Source organism: Micromonospora sp. DT41, assembly GCF_049841715.1.
Lineage (GTDB): Bacteria > Actinomycetota > Actinomycetes > Mycobacteriales > Micromonosporaceae > Micromonospora > Micromonospora profundi.
This window is the reverse complement of sequence record NZ_JBNCKU010000013.1, coordinates 1-15719: the sequence shown is the minus strand read 5'-3', so window position 1 is coordinate 15719 and position 15719 is coordinate 1. Positions and strand designations below refer to the sequence as shown.

The 15719-nt window shown below is 68.7% G+C and carries 11 protein-coding genes, 1 tRNA gene and 3 pseudogenes; 11 read left to right on the top strand and 4 right to left on the bottom strand.

Annotated elements, in window-relative coordinates:
- Positions 1-30 precede the first annotated feature (30 nt).
- The gene (locus tag ACLQ23_RS23205) at positions 31-477 is read left to right on the top strand and encodes an SRPBCC family protein (protein WP_053653175.1); all 447 of its coding nucleotides are present in this window, start codon (positions 31-33) and stop codon (positions 475-477) included.
- Positions 478-660: 183 nt separating this feature from the next.
- Here the strand turns inward: ACLQ23_RS23205 and aceE are convergent, their stop codons facing one another.
- Positions 661-3399 carry a pyruvate dehydrogenase (acetyl-transferring), homodimeric type gene (aceE, locus tag ACLQ23_RS23200; protein ID WP_355595213.1) on the bottom strand — a complete coding sequence of 913 codons (2739 nt, stop codon included), beginning with the start codon at positions 3397-3399 and terminating at the stop codon, positions 661-663.
- Between the two features lie 175 nt (positions 3400-3574).
- On the opposite strand from aceE, the gene ACLQ23_RS23195 reads away from it, so the two are divergent.
- The 7 genes and pseudogenes from ACLQ23_RS23195 (at position 3575) to ACLQ23_RS23165 (ending at position 8854) form a co-directional block, all read left to right on the top strand.
- Positions 3575-4009, top strand: a complete 435-nt coding sequence (locus ACLQ23_RS23195; RefSeq protein ID WP_355630679.1) for a hypothetical protein — start codon at positions 3575-3577, stop codon at positions 4007-4009.
- 26 nt (positions 4010-4035) lie between these two features.
- The gene (locus ACLQ23_RS23190; RefSeq protein ID WP_197281448.1) at positions 4036-4440 is read left to right on the top strand and encodes a secondary thiamine-phosphate synthase enzyme YjbQ; all 405 of its coding nucleotides are present in this window, start codon (positions 4036-4038) and stop codon (positions 4438-4440) included.
- 476 nt (positions 4441-4916) lie between these two features.
- Positions 4917-5262 (top strand): annotated as a pseudogene (locus ACLQ23_RS23185) (transketolase); the annotation flags it as partial.
- A gap of 377 nt (positions 5263-5639) precedes the next feature.
- Positions 5640-7604: pseudogene (locus tag ACLQ23_RS23180) on the top strand (thiamine pyrophosphate-dependent enzyme); the annotation flags it as partial.
- Positions 7605-7716: 112 nt separating this feature from the next.
- Positions 7717-8154: a DUF3052 domain-containing protein gene (locus ACLQ23_RS23175; protein WP_030330240.1), complete on the top strand. Its 438-nt coding sequence runs from the start codon at positions 7717-7719 to the stop codon at positions 8152-8154.
- A gap of 80 nt (positions 8155-8234) precedes the next feature.
- On the top strand, positions 8235-8699 hold the full coding sequence (locus ACLQ23_RS23170; protein ID WP_355628987.1) for a peroxiredoxin: 465 nt from the start codon (positions 8235-8237) through the stop codon (positions 8697-8699).
- A gap of 80 nt (positions 8700-8779) precedes the next feature.
- Positions 8780-8854: transfer RNA gene (locus ACLQ23_RS23165), tRNA-Val, on the top strand.
- A gap of 61 nt (positions 8855-8915) precedes the next feature.
- Here ACLQ23_RS23165 and ACLQ23_RS23160 read toward each other — a convergent pair.
- The gene (locus ACLQ23_RS23160; RefSeq protein ID WP_425881069.1) at positions 8916-9623 is read right to left on the bottom strand and encodes a tyrosine-type recombinase/integrase; all 708 of its coding nucleotides are present in this window, start codon (positions 9621-9623) and stop codon (positions 8916-8918) included.
- 151 nt (positions 9624-9774) lie between these two features.
- Between ACLQ23_RS23160 and ACLQ23_RS23155 the strand changes: the two genes are divergently transcribed.
- Positions 9775-10422, top strand: coding sequence for a hypothetical protein (locus tag ACLQ23_RS23155; RefSeq protein WP_425881068.1), 648 nt, complete (start codon positions 9775-9777; stop codon positions 10420-10422).
- 15 nt (positions 10423-10437) lie between these two features.
- On the opposite strand, the gene ACLQ23_RS23150 is transcribed toward ACLQ23_RS23155, so the two are convergent.
- Together ACLQ23_RS23150 and ACLQ23_RS23145 are read right to left on the bottom strand one after the other, a co-directional pair.
- Positions 10438-12270: an IS481 family transposase gene (locus ACLQ23_RS23150; RefSeq protein WP_425881067.1), complete on the bottom strand. Its 1833-nt coding sequence runs from the start codon at positions 12268-12270 to the stop codon at positions 10438-10440.
- A 689-nt stretch (positions 12271-12959) separates the two neighbouring features.
- Positions 12960-13454, bottom strand: coding sequence for a hypothetical protein (locus ACLQ23_RS23145; RefSeq protein ID WP_425881066.1), 495 nt, complete (start codon positions 13452-13454; stop codon positions 12960-12962).
- A gap of 633 nt (positions 13455-14087) precedes the next feature.
- Between ACLQ23_RS23145 and ACLQ23_RS23140 the strand changes: the two genes are divergently transcribed.
- Positions 14088-14432, top strand: a complete 345-nt coding sequence (locus tag ACLQ23_RS23140) for a hypothetical protein (protein WP_377674917.1) — start codon at positions 14088-14090, stop codon at positions 14430-14432.
- A gap of 1046 nt (positions 14433-15478) precedes the next feature.
- Positions 15479-15719 (top strand): annotated as a pseudogene (locus ACLQ23_RS23135) (IS1380 family transposase); the annotation flags it as partial.

The following is a 15719-nucleotide window of genomic DNA, read 5'->3' as shown; positions in this document are numbered from 1 at the left end:
TGGGATGTCCTCACTGGAGGAAAGACGGAAATGATCCTCGTGGAACGTAGTGCGCACGTGGCGGCGCCGATGGAAGTGGTCTGGGACGTCGTACAGCGGGCCGAGCAGTTGCCGGCCTGGCTGGCGGGAGTCCGCGCGGCCGAAGTGCTCTCCGGAGAGGGCTTCGGCCGGCGGCAACTGGTCCAGGCAGGGCGCGGTTCGGCGCATGAGGCCGAGGTGATCGCCTACCAGGAGCCGACGTTGATCGGCTGGCGAGAGCGGGCCAAGGGTGCCGGTGCTCGTGCGGAGGCGCGCACCGAGATCTACGTCCAGCTCACCGCGGACGAGGAGGAGGGCGGGACCATCGTGCGACTCATAGTGGTCCGCTGGCCGGCCGGCCCGGTCAAGGCGGCCCTGCTGCGCCTTGGCCTGCGCCGGGTGGGCGCCGACCTGGAGGAGTCGCTGGCCCGGCTCACCGACCTGGCCGCAGTCGGCTGACGCCGCACCTCCTGGCGTCACCCGCCCCGGCGGTGGCCCGGGATCCCCGCCAGGGACTCCGGACCGCCGTCGCCCCACCTCACCCGCCGTCCGCCCGGTCGATCGGGGAGTACGGGGCGAGGGCGCGGGTGCACCAAAAAGGGCCCGGCGCGGGTGCGCCGGGCCCTTCTCGTTACCGCTTGATCAGCTGTCCCCGCCGGTCTCCCCGACCGGGGCGGCGTTGACGTCGTCGATCGCGTACTTCTTGGCGGCCTCGGCCGGCACCGTGGCCGGCACCGCGCCACTGCGGGCGAGCTGCCGCAGCGTGGCGACCACGATCGACTCCGCGTCGACGTGGAAGTGCCGGCGCAGCGCGTGCCGGGTGTCCGACATGCCGAACCCGTCGGTGCCGAGCGACGTGTAGTCGCCCGGTACCCAGCGGGAGATCAGGTCCGGTACGGCCCGCATCCAGTCGCTCACCGCGACCTTCGGCCCCTCGGCGTCGGCAAGCTTCTGCGCGATGTACGGGACCTTCGCCTCCGCACCCGGGTTGAGCAGGTTGTACTCCTCGACCTGCACCGCGTCGCGGCGCAGCTCCGTCCAGGAGGTCACCGACCACACCTCGGCAGCCACCCCCCAGTCCTGGGCGAGCAACTGCTGGGCCTTGAGCGCCCACTGCATGCCCGTGCCGGAGGCGAGCACGTTTGCCTTCGGACCGTCGACCTGCGGCGCGGGGGAGTAGCGGTAGATGCCCTTGAGCAGGCCCTCCACGTCCACCCCCTCCGGCTCGGCCGGCTGAAGGATCGGCTCGTTGTAGACCGTCAGGTAGTAGAAGACGTTCTCCTGCGCGTCCCCGTACATCCGGTGCAGGCCGTTCTCCATGATGTGCGCGATCTCGAAGGAGAACGCCGGGTCGTACGCGACGACCGCCGGGTTGGTGGCGGCCAGCAGCAGCGAGTGCCCGTCCTCGTGCTGGAGGCCCTCGCCGTTGAGCGTGGTCCGCCCCGCGGTCGCGCCCAGCAGGAAGCCCCGCGTCATCTGGTCGGCAGCCGCCCACAGCCCGTCGGCGGTCCGCTGGAACCCGAACATCGAGTAGAAGATGTACATCGGGATCATCGGCTCGTCGTGGGTGGCGTACGCCGAGCCCGCGGCGGTGAACGAGGCGACCGATCCGGCCTCGTTGATGCCCTCGTGCAGGATCTGCCCGGTCGTCGACTCCTTGTACGACAGGAACAGCTCCCTGTCGACCGAGGTGTAGCGCTGACCGTGCGGCGAGTAGATCTTCGCGGTCGGGAAGATCGAGTCGAGGCCGAAGGTACGCGCCTCGTCCGGGATGATCGGCACCCAGCGCTTGCCGAACTCCTTGTCCTTCATGATGTCCTTGAGCAGGCGGACGAAGGCCATCGTGGTGGCCACCTTCTGCTTGCCCGAGCCGCGCTTGACGTCGGCGAACCGCTCCGGCCCGGGAATGGCCAGCCGCTTGGTGCTGGTCCGCCGGGACGGCAGGTAGCCGCCGAGCTGCTCGCGCCGCTCCTTGAGGTACGCCAGCTCCTCGGACTTCTCACCCGGGTGGTAGTACGGCGGCAGGTAGGGGTTCTCCTCCAGTGCCGAGTCCGGGATGTCCAGGTAGAGCCGGTCGCGGAAGGTCTTCAGATCCTCAAGCGTCAGCTTCTTCATCTGGTGGGTCGCGTTGCGGCCCTCGAAGTGCGAGCCGAGCGTCCAGCCCTTGATCGTCTTCGCCAGGATGACAGTCGGCTGGCCGGTGTGCTCGGTGGCCGCCTTGTAGGCCGCGTAGAGCTTCCGGTAGTCGTGCCCACCCCGCTTGAGGTTCCAGATCTCGTCGTCGCTCAGCGGCTCGACCATCTTGCGGGTCCGCGCGTCGCGGCCGAAGAAGTGCTCCCGCACGTACGCGCCGGACTCCGCCTTGTAGGTCTGGTAGTCACCGTCGGTCGTGGTGTTCATGAGGTTGACAAGCGCGCCGTCGGTGTCGGCGGCGAGCAGCGGGTCCCACTCACGACCCCAGACGACCTTGATCACGTTCCAGCCGGCGCCCCGGAAGAACGACTCCAGCTCCTGCATGACCTTGCCGTTGCCCCGGACCGGGCCGTCCAGCCGCTGTAGGTTGCAGTTGATCACGAAGGTGAGGTTGTCCAGCTCCTCGCGGGCGGCCACACCGATCGCGCCGAGCGTCTCCGGTTCGTCCATCTCACCGTCGCCGAGGAACGCCCACACGTGCTGCTGGGACGTGTCCTTGATGCCGCGGTGCTGCAGGTACCTGTTGAACCGGGCCTGGTAGATCGCGTTCAGACCGCCGAGACCCATCGAAACGGTGGGGAACTCCCAGAAGTCCGGCATGAGCCGCGGGTGCGGGTACGACGGCAGGCCGCCGCCCGGGTGGGACAGCTCCTGGCGGAACCCGTCGAGCTGGTGCTCGCTGAGCCGGCCCTCCAGGAACGCCCGCGCGTACATGCCGGGGGAGGCGTGACCCTGGTAGAAGATCTGGTCGCCGCCGCCGGGGTGGTTCTTGCCCCGGAAGAAGTGGTTGAAGCCCACCTCGTAGAGCGACGCCGAGCTGGCGAACGTCGAGATGTGCCCGCCGACGCCGATCTCCGGGCGCTGTGCCCGGTGCACAAGCATCGCGGCGTTCCACCGGACGTACGCCCGGATCCGACGCTCGACGTGCTCGTCACCCGGGAACCACGGTTCGCGCTCCGACGGGATGGTGTTGATGTAGTCGGTGGTGGTCAGGGGTGGAACCCCGACCTGGCGCTCCCGAGCCCGCTCCAGCAGGCGCAGCATGACGTAGCGAGCGCGTTTGGCGCCGCGATCGTCGATGACACCATCAAGCGACTCGACCCATTCGCTTGTCTCTTCAGGGTCGATGTCCGGAAGCTGGCTCGGTAGGCCGTCGCTGATCACCGGGCGCTTGCGTTCCGTAGCCACAGGCGGTCCCTCGGTTGTGTGTGGGATAGGTCTCTAGCGCCATCCTGCCCCCTGGTGGCACCCCTCGTCACGTCTAGGTGCCCCGGACGCGATGCTGAACACAGGTACCCATCGGTAACTTAGTGCGACGGTCGCCCGAACCCCTCTTTTGCCCGGCGCCACTACCGTGCCGGGCATGGACAGGCGACGGGTGGTGGTGGGTGGCCTTCTGCTGGCGGCCGGCGTCCTCGCGGTGCTTCCGGCCGCGCGGGTGCTGTTGACAGGCGACCTGGCACCGCTGCCGATAATGATCATCGGCGGCGGCGCCATGCTCTTCGGCGCGGTGCGGCTACGCGCTGGCCTTCGCGCTCCGGCACCACGCCGCCCGGTGCGCCCTGGCCCCGGGCAGGGCATGCGGCACGCGGACACCAGCATCCCGGGGACGTACTACGGCGGATCAGACAGTGGGAGTTGGTCCGGCGGCGGAGACTCCGGTGGTGGCTGGTCCGGCGGTGGAGATTCCGGTGGCTCGTCCGGTGGTGGCTGGTCCGGCGGTGGAGATTCCGGCGGCGGCTGGTCCGGCGGCTCGTCCGGGGGTGACGGCGGTGGCGGTGGTGGTGGCGGTTCCTGACCGCGTACTGCGGCAGAATGCGGCGTATGCGCAGTGACGTGATCACCGTCCAGACCGGGTCGCGGCCGACCGTCCGGGACATCACCGCCGAGGCACAGGCGTTCGTCTCCAGCGAAGGCGACGGACTGCTGCACGTGTTCGTGCCACACGCCACCGCCGGCCTGGCGATCATCGAGACCGGCGCCGGCTCCGACGACGACCTGCTCACCGCGATCGACGCCCTGTTGCCCACCGACGGCCGCTGGCGGCACCGGCACGGCTCGCCCGGCCACGGACGCGACCACGTGCTGCCGGCGTTCATCCCGCCGTACGCGACGGTCCCGGTGCTCGACGGCCGACTGACCCTTGGCACCTGGCAGTCGATCTGCCTCGTCGACACCAACGGCGACAATCCCACCCGCCAGGTCCGCTTCTCGTTCCTACCCGGCTGACGCCGCCGCGGCCCGCCCTCGCGCCGCCGCGCCGCCGTCCCGCCTCAAGATCCGCGCAACTTCCTGGAAAGTGTTGCCTCGGCGCGTGCCGAGGCAACACTTTCACTGGTTTTGCGCGGATCTTGAACCCGGGTGCGGGTGCGGGTGCGGGTGCGGCCGTGTTGCCTCAAGATCCGCGCAACTACCCGGAAAGTGCTGCCTCGGCACACGCCGAGGCAGCACTTTCACTAATCTTGTGCGGATCTTGAGCCGGCTCGGTCGCCTGCTGCCCGCGCGGTGCGGGGTCGGGTCATGGGTAGGGGTCGGGGTGATGTCTGACTCCCGACTTCCGGCCGGGCTGGCTGGTCGGGAGTTTCCCTGCCCTGCGTGACCTGGTGTGGAAGGTGCCCGACAGTGGCTGCGCGCAGGCGTGTGAACCGGCGCCAGTCGACCCGTGCCCGCCGTGTCCCAGTGGGCGACTATGGCCCGCGTCGGTAATGCTGTGCGACGTGACCACCCCGCAAGATCTCGACGACCGCTTCCGGGAGACGCTGGCGGCACTTCCCGCCGAGCAACGCCGGCGTGATGCCGCCGACCCGGTCACCGACGACGCTCCACTGACCGGCGCGCAACTGCTCGACCTGTTCGACGCGCAGGTCACCAGCAGGCAGCTCGACCTTGCCGGTCGCTGGCTACGCAGCTTCGGAGAGGGCTTCTACACGATCGGTTCGGCCGGGCACGAGGGCAACGCCGCGGTCGCCGCCGCGCTGCGCCCCACCGACCCGGCGCTGCTGCACTACCGCTCCGGGGCTTTCTACTGCGTGCGCGCCGCCCAGGCCGCCGCCGACCCGCCACCGACGTCCACCGTCGAGCCGAACTCCGCGGCCGGGTCCGACTCCAGCGCGGCGCCGACCTCCGCTGTGGGATCCGGCTCCAGCGCCGCGCCGACCTCCGCTGTCGGGCCCGCCTCCGCTGTCGGGCCCGCCTCCAGCGCCGTGCCCACCTCCGCTGCCATGCCCACCTCTGCGGCCGGGTCCGCCTCCAACGTCGAGCCGGCCTCCGCTGCCGGACCCGCTTCCGCTGCCGGACTCGCCTCGACCGCCGTGCCGGCCCCCAGCGCCGAGTCACGGTCCAGCGCAGGCCCTTCGACCGAGGGGGAGCCGGCGGCCGACCCCGCCGCAGAGGTGCCGGCCAGGTCCACGCCGCTCGGTGGCTTCGAGGCGTACGCGGAGGCGGCCCGGGACGTGCTGCGGGGCATGGTCGCCTCCAGCCAGGAGCCGATCGCCGGCGGGCGGCACAAGGTGTTCGGCCGGGCCGATCTGGCCATCGTGCCGACCACGTCCACCATCGCCTCGCACCTGCCCCGGGCGGTCGGGATGGGGCTGGCCGTGGAGCGGCTGCGCCGGATGGACAGCGCGGGTCGTCGTACCGGGGCGGGGGCTCAGGTGGGCGGTGCCGAGAACGCGCCGTGGCCGCCGGACGCCATAGTGGTCTGCTCCTTCGGCGACGCGTCGGTCAACCACGCCAGTGCCACCGCCGCCTTCAACACTGCCGGCTGGTACGACCACGCGGGGCTGCGCATCCCGGTGCTCTTCGTCTGTGAGGACAACGGGCTGGGCATCAGCGTCCGCTCCCCGAAGGGCTGGGTGGAGGCGACGCTGCGGTCCAAGCCGGGTATCCGCTATTTCAGCGCCGACGGCGCGGACCCGGTGGGTACGTACGCGGCGGCGGCCGAGGCGGCGGCCTGGGTGCGTCGACACCGGCGACCGGCTGTGCTGCACCTGCACACCGTCCGGCTGATGGGGCATGCGGGCGCGGACGCCGAGTCGGCGTACCGTAGCCCGGCCGAGCTCGCCGACGACGTGGCCCGGGACCCGGTGGCCGCCACCGCCCGGCTGCTCGTCGAGGCTGGCGTGGCGACGGGCGAGGAGTTGCTGGCCCGGTACGACGAGACCGGCTGGCAGATCCGCCGGCTCGCCGAGGACGTGTTGGGTGAGCCGAAGCTGGCCTCCGCAGCCGAGGTGGTGTCGGCGCTGGCACCGCGGCGCCCGGTGCGGGTCGCACGTGCGGTGGCCGACGCGGCGGCGCGGGCCAGCGGGCCCGGCGCTGGTGCCCGCGCGGAGGCGTTCGGGGGCAAGCCGCCGGAGCTGACCGGCCCGCTGACACTGGCGCAGAGCATCAACGCGGCGCTCGCCGACGGGATGCTCGACCACCCGCAGATGGCAGTCTTCGGTGAGGACGTGGCCGCAAAGGGCGGCGTGTACGGGGTGACGAAGGGTCTGCGCGACCGCTTCGGGGCGGCCCGGGTCTTCGACACACTGCTCGACGAGACGTCCGTGCTCGGGCTGGGGCTGGGCGCCGGGTTGGCCGGGATGCTGCCGGTGCCGGAGATCCAGTACCTGGCGTACCTGCACAACGCCGAGGACCAGCTGCGCGGCGAGGCCGCCACCATGCAGTTCTTCTCGCAGGGGGCGTTCCGCAACCCGATGGTGGTCCGGGTGGCCGGGCTGGCGTACCAGGAGGGTTTCGGCGGGCACTTCCACAACGACAATTCGGTGTCCGTACTCCGGGATGTGCCCGGGCTGGTGATCGCGGTGCCGGCGCGGCCGGACGACGCCGCGCCCATGCTGCGGACCTGCCTGGCCAGCGCGGCAGTGGACGGCAGCGTCTGCGTCTTCCTGGAGCCGATCGCGCTCTACCACACCCGCGACCTGTACGCCGATGGCGACGGCGAGTGGCTGGCGGGCTATCCCGAGCCGGGCTCGTGGGTGACGGGGCACGTGCCGATCGGCAGGGCGCGGGTCTACCCGGTCGGTGCGGCCGACGACCTGACGATCATCACCTTCGGAAACGGGGTACGGATGTCGCTGCGGGCGGCGGCTGTTCTCGCCGAGGAGGGGGTGGGTACGAGGGTCGTGGACCTGCGGTGGCTGGCTCCGCTGCCGGTGGCCGACATCATCAGGGAGTCCTCGGCGACCGGCCGTGTGCTCGTGGTGGACGAGACACGCCGATCAGGCGGGGTCGGTGAGGGTGTCATCGCCGCGCTTGTCGACGCCGGATATGTCGGTGCGGCGCGTCGAGTAGCCGGAGTTGACTCGTTTGTACCATTAGGTCCGGCAGCACGCCAGGTTCTGGTCTCCGCGGAAGCCATTACCGAGGGTGCCCGTACGCTGCTGGCACGGTAAATTCCGATCCACCCGGTGTGCCACTTGCGCGGGGGCCCACAACTGTGTGGACTTTGCCAGACGGCGTCGGCACGACGCCGCGAGCAGGAACAAGAAGAGGAGGCACGCGACAGTGAGCGCGACCGCTGGTCAGGCCGCCGATGGGGTACGCAGCCTGGCGGACCGGTTCGGCATCGAACCGGGGATGGTCGTCATGGAGATGGGGTACGACGACGACGTCGACCAGGATCTCCGGGACGCCCTGACCGACCGCTGTGGAGACCTGGTCGACGAGGACACCGACGAGGTGGTCGACGCGGTGCTGGTGTGGTACCGCGACGGCGACGGTGACCTCTTCGAGCTTCTCGTCGACGCCCTTGGCCCGCTGGCCGACAACGGTGTCGTGTGGCTGCTGACCCCGAAGGCGGGGCGCGAGGGTCACGTAGAGCCGAGTGAGGTCGCGGAGTCCGCGCCCACCGCCGGCCTTCAGCAGACCTCGACCGTCAACGCCGGTCGGGACTGGAGCGGCGCCCGCCTGGTGCTGCGCCGGGGGGCCAAGGCCAAGAAGTAGCCCAACCGGCCCCCCGCACCCGGCGGTCCACACCGCCGGGTGTGGCAGGCTGGCGTCATCGAGCAACACGAGGAGCCCTCATGCCCATCCAGGTCGGCACCGAGGCGCCGGACTTCCTCCTGAAGGACCAGAACAACCAGGAGGTCCGCCTCTCGGCCTTCCGGGGGCGTCGCACCGTGCTGCTGGTCTTCTACCCGCTCGCCTTCACCGGCGTCTGCCAGGGCGAGCTGAGCGAAGTGCGAGACAACCTCGACGAGTACGTCAACGACGCCGTACAGGTTCTGACGGTCAGCGTCGACTCGGTCTACAGCCACAAGATCTGGGCCGACCGGGAGGGCTACCAGTTCCCGATGCTCGCCGACTTCTGGCCACACGGTGCTGTCGCCCAAGCGTACGGGGTCTTCAACGACGTGGCCGGCGTCGCCAACCGGGGCACCTTCGTCATCGACAAGACCGGCATCGTCCGCTTCGCCGAGATGAACAGCCCGGGGGAGGCCCGGGTCCAAACCTGCTGGCGCAAGGCCATCGCGGAAGCCGCCGCCTGACCGGGGGTACGCCGCGCGCCCCGAGCGGGCGGGAGCAGGTAAGCTTGCCAGCCACCGGCCCGCCACACACGGGGCGTTCCGGGCGCGTAGCTCAGTGGGAGAGCACTCGCCTTACAAGCGAGGGGTCGCAGGTTCGAAACCTGCCGCGCCCACCACCAACCACCAGCCAAAACCGCCCCGAGAAGATCACTCCCCGGGGCGGTGACAGCAACGGGTCTACGAGAGCCGTCCGTCGAGCTTGCCGAGCGCCTGACGCATCGCGTCGAGGTTGGCATGCGAGTAGACCTTCAGAGTGAGCTTCACGTCGGCGTGCCGGGCGATGGCCTGGACGACGTGCGGCGGAACGCCCAGCTCCATCAGCAGCGAGACGACGGTATGCCGCAGGTCGTGCAGCCGCACGTCTGGACAGCCGGCCTTCACCCGCAGCGCCGCGAAGTGGCGATTGAGGTTACGTGGTTCGATCGGGGTGCCGACCTCGGAGGGGAAGACCAGGCCGTGATCCTGCCAGACCTCGGCCAGTCGTTCCCGCTCCCGCTGCTGGCGCTCCTGGTGGTCGAGCAACGCCAGCCAGGTCCAGTCCGGCAGCGGAAGCATGCTGTCCGAGTCCTCGGTCTTGGTGTCCTGTAGGCGCAGCTCGCCGCCGGCCCGCTGAACCGTCTGACCGATGGTGGCGGTGCCGGTGTCCAGATCGAGGTCCGACCACCGGAGCCCGAGCAGCTCGCCCCGCCGAAGTCCGAGGGGCGCCGCCACGACGTAGAGCGCGTGCAGGCGGTGTCCCTCCGTCACCGCGATGAGCCTGCGCACCTGGTCGACCGAGAGGCCCTTACCGACCTTGTAGCGCGGTGAGGGGACACGCACCAGTTTCGCGACGTTGCGGGACACCAGCTCTTCGCGCATAGCGTGTTGAAGCGCGTTGCGCAGCACCGCATGTACGTACTGGATCTGCCGTGCACTGGGAAAGCGCTGGCAGCACTTGCCAACGGAGCAGCACCGCCGGCCGGGCCGGCGGGTGGTATCGAGTCCAGCCGTACAACAGAGGCACTTGCGGCGGAACTCGTTCCATGAACGCCTTGACGTGCTGGACCTGCAATGCGTCGAGACGCTTGGTGCCGAGCGCGGGGACCAGGTGCAGCAGCTCTCGCCGTTCGTCCCTGGGCCTGTCGCGGAGGCACCAGGCGTAGCCCAGTTGCGTACGGAAGTCACCCAAGTGTGGGACGCGTACCAAGCCTCTCGATACGGATACGTCGTCGCGCGATTGCCGCAGACGCTCGCAGCCGGACAAGCCGCGACCCAAACTCACGAGGGCGAAGACCAGGAACAGTCGTTCGCACTTCTGGCGCTCACCTACCAAGCGACCGCAGTCCTGCTCACCAAGCTCGGGGAAGCGGACCTCGCATGGATTGCTGCCGAGAGGGGCTTCACGGCGGCCCAACGATGCGGCGATGTGGTTGTCATCGGGTCGCTCTTCCGCTCAGTCACCCATACCCTGCTCTCGACGGGCCGATTCCGTGAAGCGAAGCAGCTCACCGCCGATGCGGCTGCATACATGCAGCCCGGCTTGGCCGAGGCGACGCCGGAGTACCTGTCGGTCTATGGCACCCTGTTCCTGGCCACTGTCGCAGATCACCTGGCGGACGCGTGTCGCACATCAGCCGACGGAGGACACAGCCGGCTGCCGGCGTGTGATCCGTCAGCTGATGTGCGACGCAGCTCTGCCAGGTGATGTGCGACGGGTGGTCTAGGAAACTGAGGTAGCGATCCGCGGTCGCTGGCCTTTGATGCTACGGACTGGCTGGGTGGTGGTGCGTCGGATGACCTTGGTGTCGCCGTCGGTGAGTTCGATGGCCAAGGTCGTTTCGGAGACGGTCACGGTGACTGTCTGGTGGCGGTGTAGTCGGCCGAGGGCGACTTTCTGGCCGGCGACCATGATGATGCCGCTGGTGGAAGCCCTGCGTTGGACCCTGACGGGTTCGATGGAGGGTCGTGGTGGTGGCCCGGCTGGTCGGGCTCCACGGAGCCGCTTCATCTGTTCCGGGCTGAGCGGGTTGGCGCGGGTGCGCAGCAGTTCGCGGGTGTCGAGGTCGTAGAACATGAGGGTGCTCGGTTCGATGCGGATGCCGACGCGGCGGCCGGCGAGGATCTCTGCGGCCAGGACGATGTGTTGGCCCAGGGAGACACCGCCGCCTCGGTTGACGCAGCGCTCGACCTCGATGGCGTCGCCGTTCTCGATCGGTGGCAGGGGTGGGGGGCCAGCCGGGACGGCGCCCTGGCGGGTGAGGGCGGCCAGGTCGTTGACGCTCAGGTGGGAGCGGACGGTCTTGATGCGGATGCCGGCGATGAGGACGTGGATCAGGTCGCAGTCGGCCCAGATCCGGGCCACCATGCCGGCCCGGTGAGTGCCCATCCAGAACTGGCGTTGGCAGACCATCAGGTTGCCCGAGGGCGGGACGACCCGGTCGAACTCCACCGGTCCACCCGGCTGCACCGGCGGCGGCTGGGCCTGGACGGGTTCAGGGTCGGCCGTGGGCTGCTGGAGCGGGGTGGAGGGGACGGGGTCCAGGGTGGGCGGCAACCACAGGTCGACAAGTGCGCGCTGCTGGGCTCCGACCGGCTGGAACCGGTCAGCCGGGGTGACCGGTGTCTTCGCGTCGAGGCCCTGGTGGGGTCGGTCGGTGTTGTAATGCAGGACGTATGCGTCCACCGCGGCCTGGGCCTCGGCCAGGCTGGTGAACGCCTCGGCGGTGTCGAGGAAGTCCGGGCGGACGGTGCCGTGGAACCGTTCGACCTTGCCGTTCTGGTTCGGTGAAGCGGGTGCGGTGAGCCGGTGGGTGATGCCGTTGTGGCGGCAGATCTTGTCGAACAGCACCTCACCGGTGCGGGGCCGGTACTTGCCGAACCGGTCGGTGAACTGCTTGCCGTTGTCGGTGATGATCTCCTCGGGGACCCCGAACCGGGCCAGGGCCTCCGCCAGGGCCAGACACACCGCCCGGCCGGTGGCCCTCTCGACCACCTTGGCGATCACGCAGTACCGGGAGTGGTCGTCGACGGCGGTGACGAGCTTCGCTTCCCGCAGCACACCGGTCGCGGGGTTGACCAGCTGCACCCCACCGACGATGTCCATCTGCCACAACTGCATCGGGGCAGGTCGTTCCCACCGCTTATACGAGTCCTTCGGCCGTTTCCGAGGTCGGACCCGCAGCAGCCCCTGCCGCTGCAGAATCCTGTCGATCGTCCGCTCCGACGGCACCGCCAGATCCTCCACCAGCCACGGGCCGGCCTTGCGCAGCATCTCCAACCGGATCCGCCGCGATCCCCACCGAGGATGCTCCCGACGCATCTCCGCCACCGCGACCTCGACCGCCTCCGCGACCTGACCGGGACACGAGTGAGGCCGGTGCGACCGGTCGGCCAACCCGGCCAACTGCTCCGTCAGATACCGGCCCACCCACCGATGCACCGTCGACCGATGCACCCCGAGATTGGCGGCTACCTCCATCACATCCGACCCGGCCAACACCGCACGGACCGCGTCCAAGCGTTGCTCGACAACCGACAAGACAACCAGCGCCAATCCCGGCCTCCCCAAGTCCCGACGCCCCGCGGAGACGTCGGGCTCAGAGTGCCGAAACGGACCACTGTCGCAGATCACCTGGCGGACGCGTGTCGCACATCAGCCGACGGAGGACAAGCCGGACTGCCGGCGCGTTGTGCAAAGTTTCTGTACGTCTTCAAGGCGGCCCTTGACGGGCCGCAAGCGCCGCCGCCTGGGTGCGCGTCCGTCGCTGCGCTGGCGCTCCGACTCCGGCCACGCAGAACGCCCGGCGGCTGGCGCGGGGAGCGGGAAGCCCGAGGGGCCGCCGCTGACGGTGGGGCCGAGGGTGGTTGAGGTTGGTGGGCCGGCAGCCGGCCGGGCCGCGCCCGATCGGCGCGGCGCAGGGAAGGGCACGCCGGGTCCGCGCGGCGGGGTGCGGCGGCGGGTTGGTCGCGGTTACCGCGCCTCCGGCGGGGGCGCAACGACTCCGAGATGGCCGGGGGTCCGTCGGCGGGTCGCGGTCCGTGGGGGGTTGCGCAGGGCCATCCCGCCAGCCGACGACCCGGGCGAGCCGAGCAGACCACCGCCCGGCCCGCCAGCGTTCGAACGTGCGTCAAGGTCCGCTTGACGTGGCGGCCCGGGCGGCGGCCCGCTCCCATTAGGGCGGGTCGGCGGCAGACGGGATGGCGTATGAGCCCGATCGCTGGGCGATATCTACCTTGGCAGGCTTAAATCGTGGCGATGACAGTTATGACGACCACGGATAAAAGAATAATCGCCGCAATCTGGTTAAACCAGCCAACTCGCAGGGTTCTTTCCTTCTTCGCGTTTATTTTGCGGAGACTTTCTATCATTTCAATACTCGCTGCGCATATCTCAATACGTGCAAGGTCCTCTTCGTCGCGCCATCGATCGTTCAGCATTCTTTTCAGAGGCGCGATATCCGGCACGGCGTACGCGCGGCTCCATCCTGAGATGATTCCTGCGACGGAGGCCACCGTAAAGGCTATCAGGGCTGCCGCGATAAACGGGAACGCAAGTTGAGGAAGACGCCAGTCGCTGTCTTTACCAAGGAATGCACCGATGGCCGCCAAGACAGTAACAAGGCTTCCTGAGGTGGTAATCAGAGATGCTGCTCGCGCATCGATTGCGGCTTTACGGTCCCGTTCTGCCTTCAGTTCGGATGCAATGAATTCCGGGTATACGCTACTTTGCTCAGCCACGCTCTGGCTCGGTTACTCGAACCGCCTGCCCGCTGGCCTTGAATGATGGATCCTCGCTCCCGCGAACGTGAACAGTCGTAATAAAACCGGTCGGCGTCGGCGTCGGCGTCGGGGGTGGCGGCGGAGGGGGAGGAGGCGGCGGCGAGCTTGATTGCTGGGAGGTGGGCTCTTCGGCCATGGAGGTTCTCCAAGTGCAGGACTGCAATACGCTTCGGATTCAACCATGCGTCGTACGTTTTGACGAAGAGGACATGCCTGCTGCGTGGTTAAAGCTGACGGCATCTGTTGGGCACCCCTGAGAGGCAAGATCATCGGGCACAGATTCGGCACAACAGACGGCGAACAAAGGTGTAAGACGTCGAGAGTTGCCGAGGGTCGCGAGCCAGGTCATCACGTCGGTGCGTCCGGCTTGGCCCGCTTTGCCGTCGCGGTCCGGGTTAGGGGTTCAAGTCTCAGCCACCCAGACCCCCTGCCCGACCCGTGCCCGACGCAGCGGTCAACACTGGCTAGTAGAGACCCGTGGGGAAGCTGCCCAGATGGTCGGTACTCCTACGACCAGGAGACACCCGGCCCCAAGAGCGCTACTCGATCCGATTCCCGAGTTGAGCGTCCGAGGCTGCGATGATGCTTGCCGTGAGTCAGACGTTGGGCTGGGACCGCGTGGTCGAGGGCGCTCGTGTCCGCTTCATGCCCGGTCAGGGCGACGATGCTGCGACGGTCGACAACATCGATGCCCACGTCTACCTCGTTGATGGCACCCGTCGCTACGTCACCTTCATGACGACGGTTGGGGTCGGCCGGGTCCTGGAAAGATGGGCTGAGACCGGGGAGGCTGGAGGCGGTCGGTACTTCTGGTGCTCCGACTTGGTCATCGTTCCAAGACCCGGCGTCGAGGCGATGGTGGCGGCCCTGGGAGAGATGATCCGGTCCGGTGACGTCGACGTGATCCTCAGCAAGGTGGAGGATGGCTCAATCTAGCTGAGTGACTAACCGGGTGACGATCGGGTTGGATGTCGACGGACGAGGATGGACACCGGAGGACCCTTCCGGCAGTTCGGAGCCTGTGAAGGAGCAGGTCAGCGAACCGTGTTGGTTGCCTGGGGGTCAAGGGGTCAAGGTGATGTCCCGCGCGCAGGAGCCGTACGGGATCATGGGCGTGTGCCGACGGACGATGCCCTCCCGAGCCAGAAACGACGCCCGCTCACCGACGCTGAACGAGCGGTTATCGAACGTCTGCTGGGTTCGACGTTTCCTGGTAGTAGGGAGCTGCTGGCCCAACTGCGGCATGCCGCCGTTGACGGTGGATGCGGATGCGGCTGCGCGACGATCAATCTGTCCGTTGACCAATCGCGGGCGATCCCCGCCCCGGTCATCTCAGCGACACCCGTCTCAGCGGACATCAGCGATGGCGACACCTACGCCGGTGTTGTCCTGTTTGTAGAAGGCGGATTCCTGTCGTGCCTGGAGGTTCACTCCATCGGTGAGCCCGTCCGAGGCCTGCCGCCGCCCTACGCCATCACTCCCTGCCCGGTGAGATGAGTCCACACGCCCGAGGCTCGGGGCTCCTGCTGAGGTGACCATCTGAGCTGCGCGCCGAGTCGCTAGGGGCACACAGGGGGCACAAGACACCGTCAAACGTCGTCAACCAGCAAGCAGCCATGGCAGCAGCCAGAGCGGTGTGACCAGGTGTCGGGCACCGCTTCTGCTGGTGGGCTGATCGCGGCCTGTAGTTCCGCTTCAACGTCTGACACTCGGGCTGGGTGACCAACTGGGTGACGACGGGCGCGGGCAAGGCCGGACGTCCGTGGACTGCGGTGGACGGTTCGGGCAGCTCAGCCCTGCGGCTGGCGCAGCTCATAGCCGGCTGGTGGTTCCTTCACACCGAAGCGCTGGCCAAACCTTAGCCTCGGCCCTTCAGTAAGGGCTGGTGGTGGTGACGCCCGGGAACGCGAAAGTGCCTTCTGATCTGGGATGATCTGACTTGTCTAGGGTCAAGATCGTCCGTCACGGAAGGCACTCTCAAGGTGCAGAGTACCGGCACGCGTCCGAAGGTTGTCGTCACTGGTGGTGCTCGAGGCGTGGTCGGTCGTGCCGGCACGCGTCTGCTCACCGACCTTGCCGATAAAACTGGCCTGACCAGGAGTTTCATTCAAGCATTGGGACTGGACCGGCTGCGTCGTTCGGCGCACGAGCCAGGCCGGGTCGCGGTCGATCTGGCGGTGTTACTGGCCGACGGTGGTGAAGCGATCGCTGATCTGGCGGTGC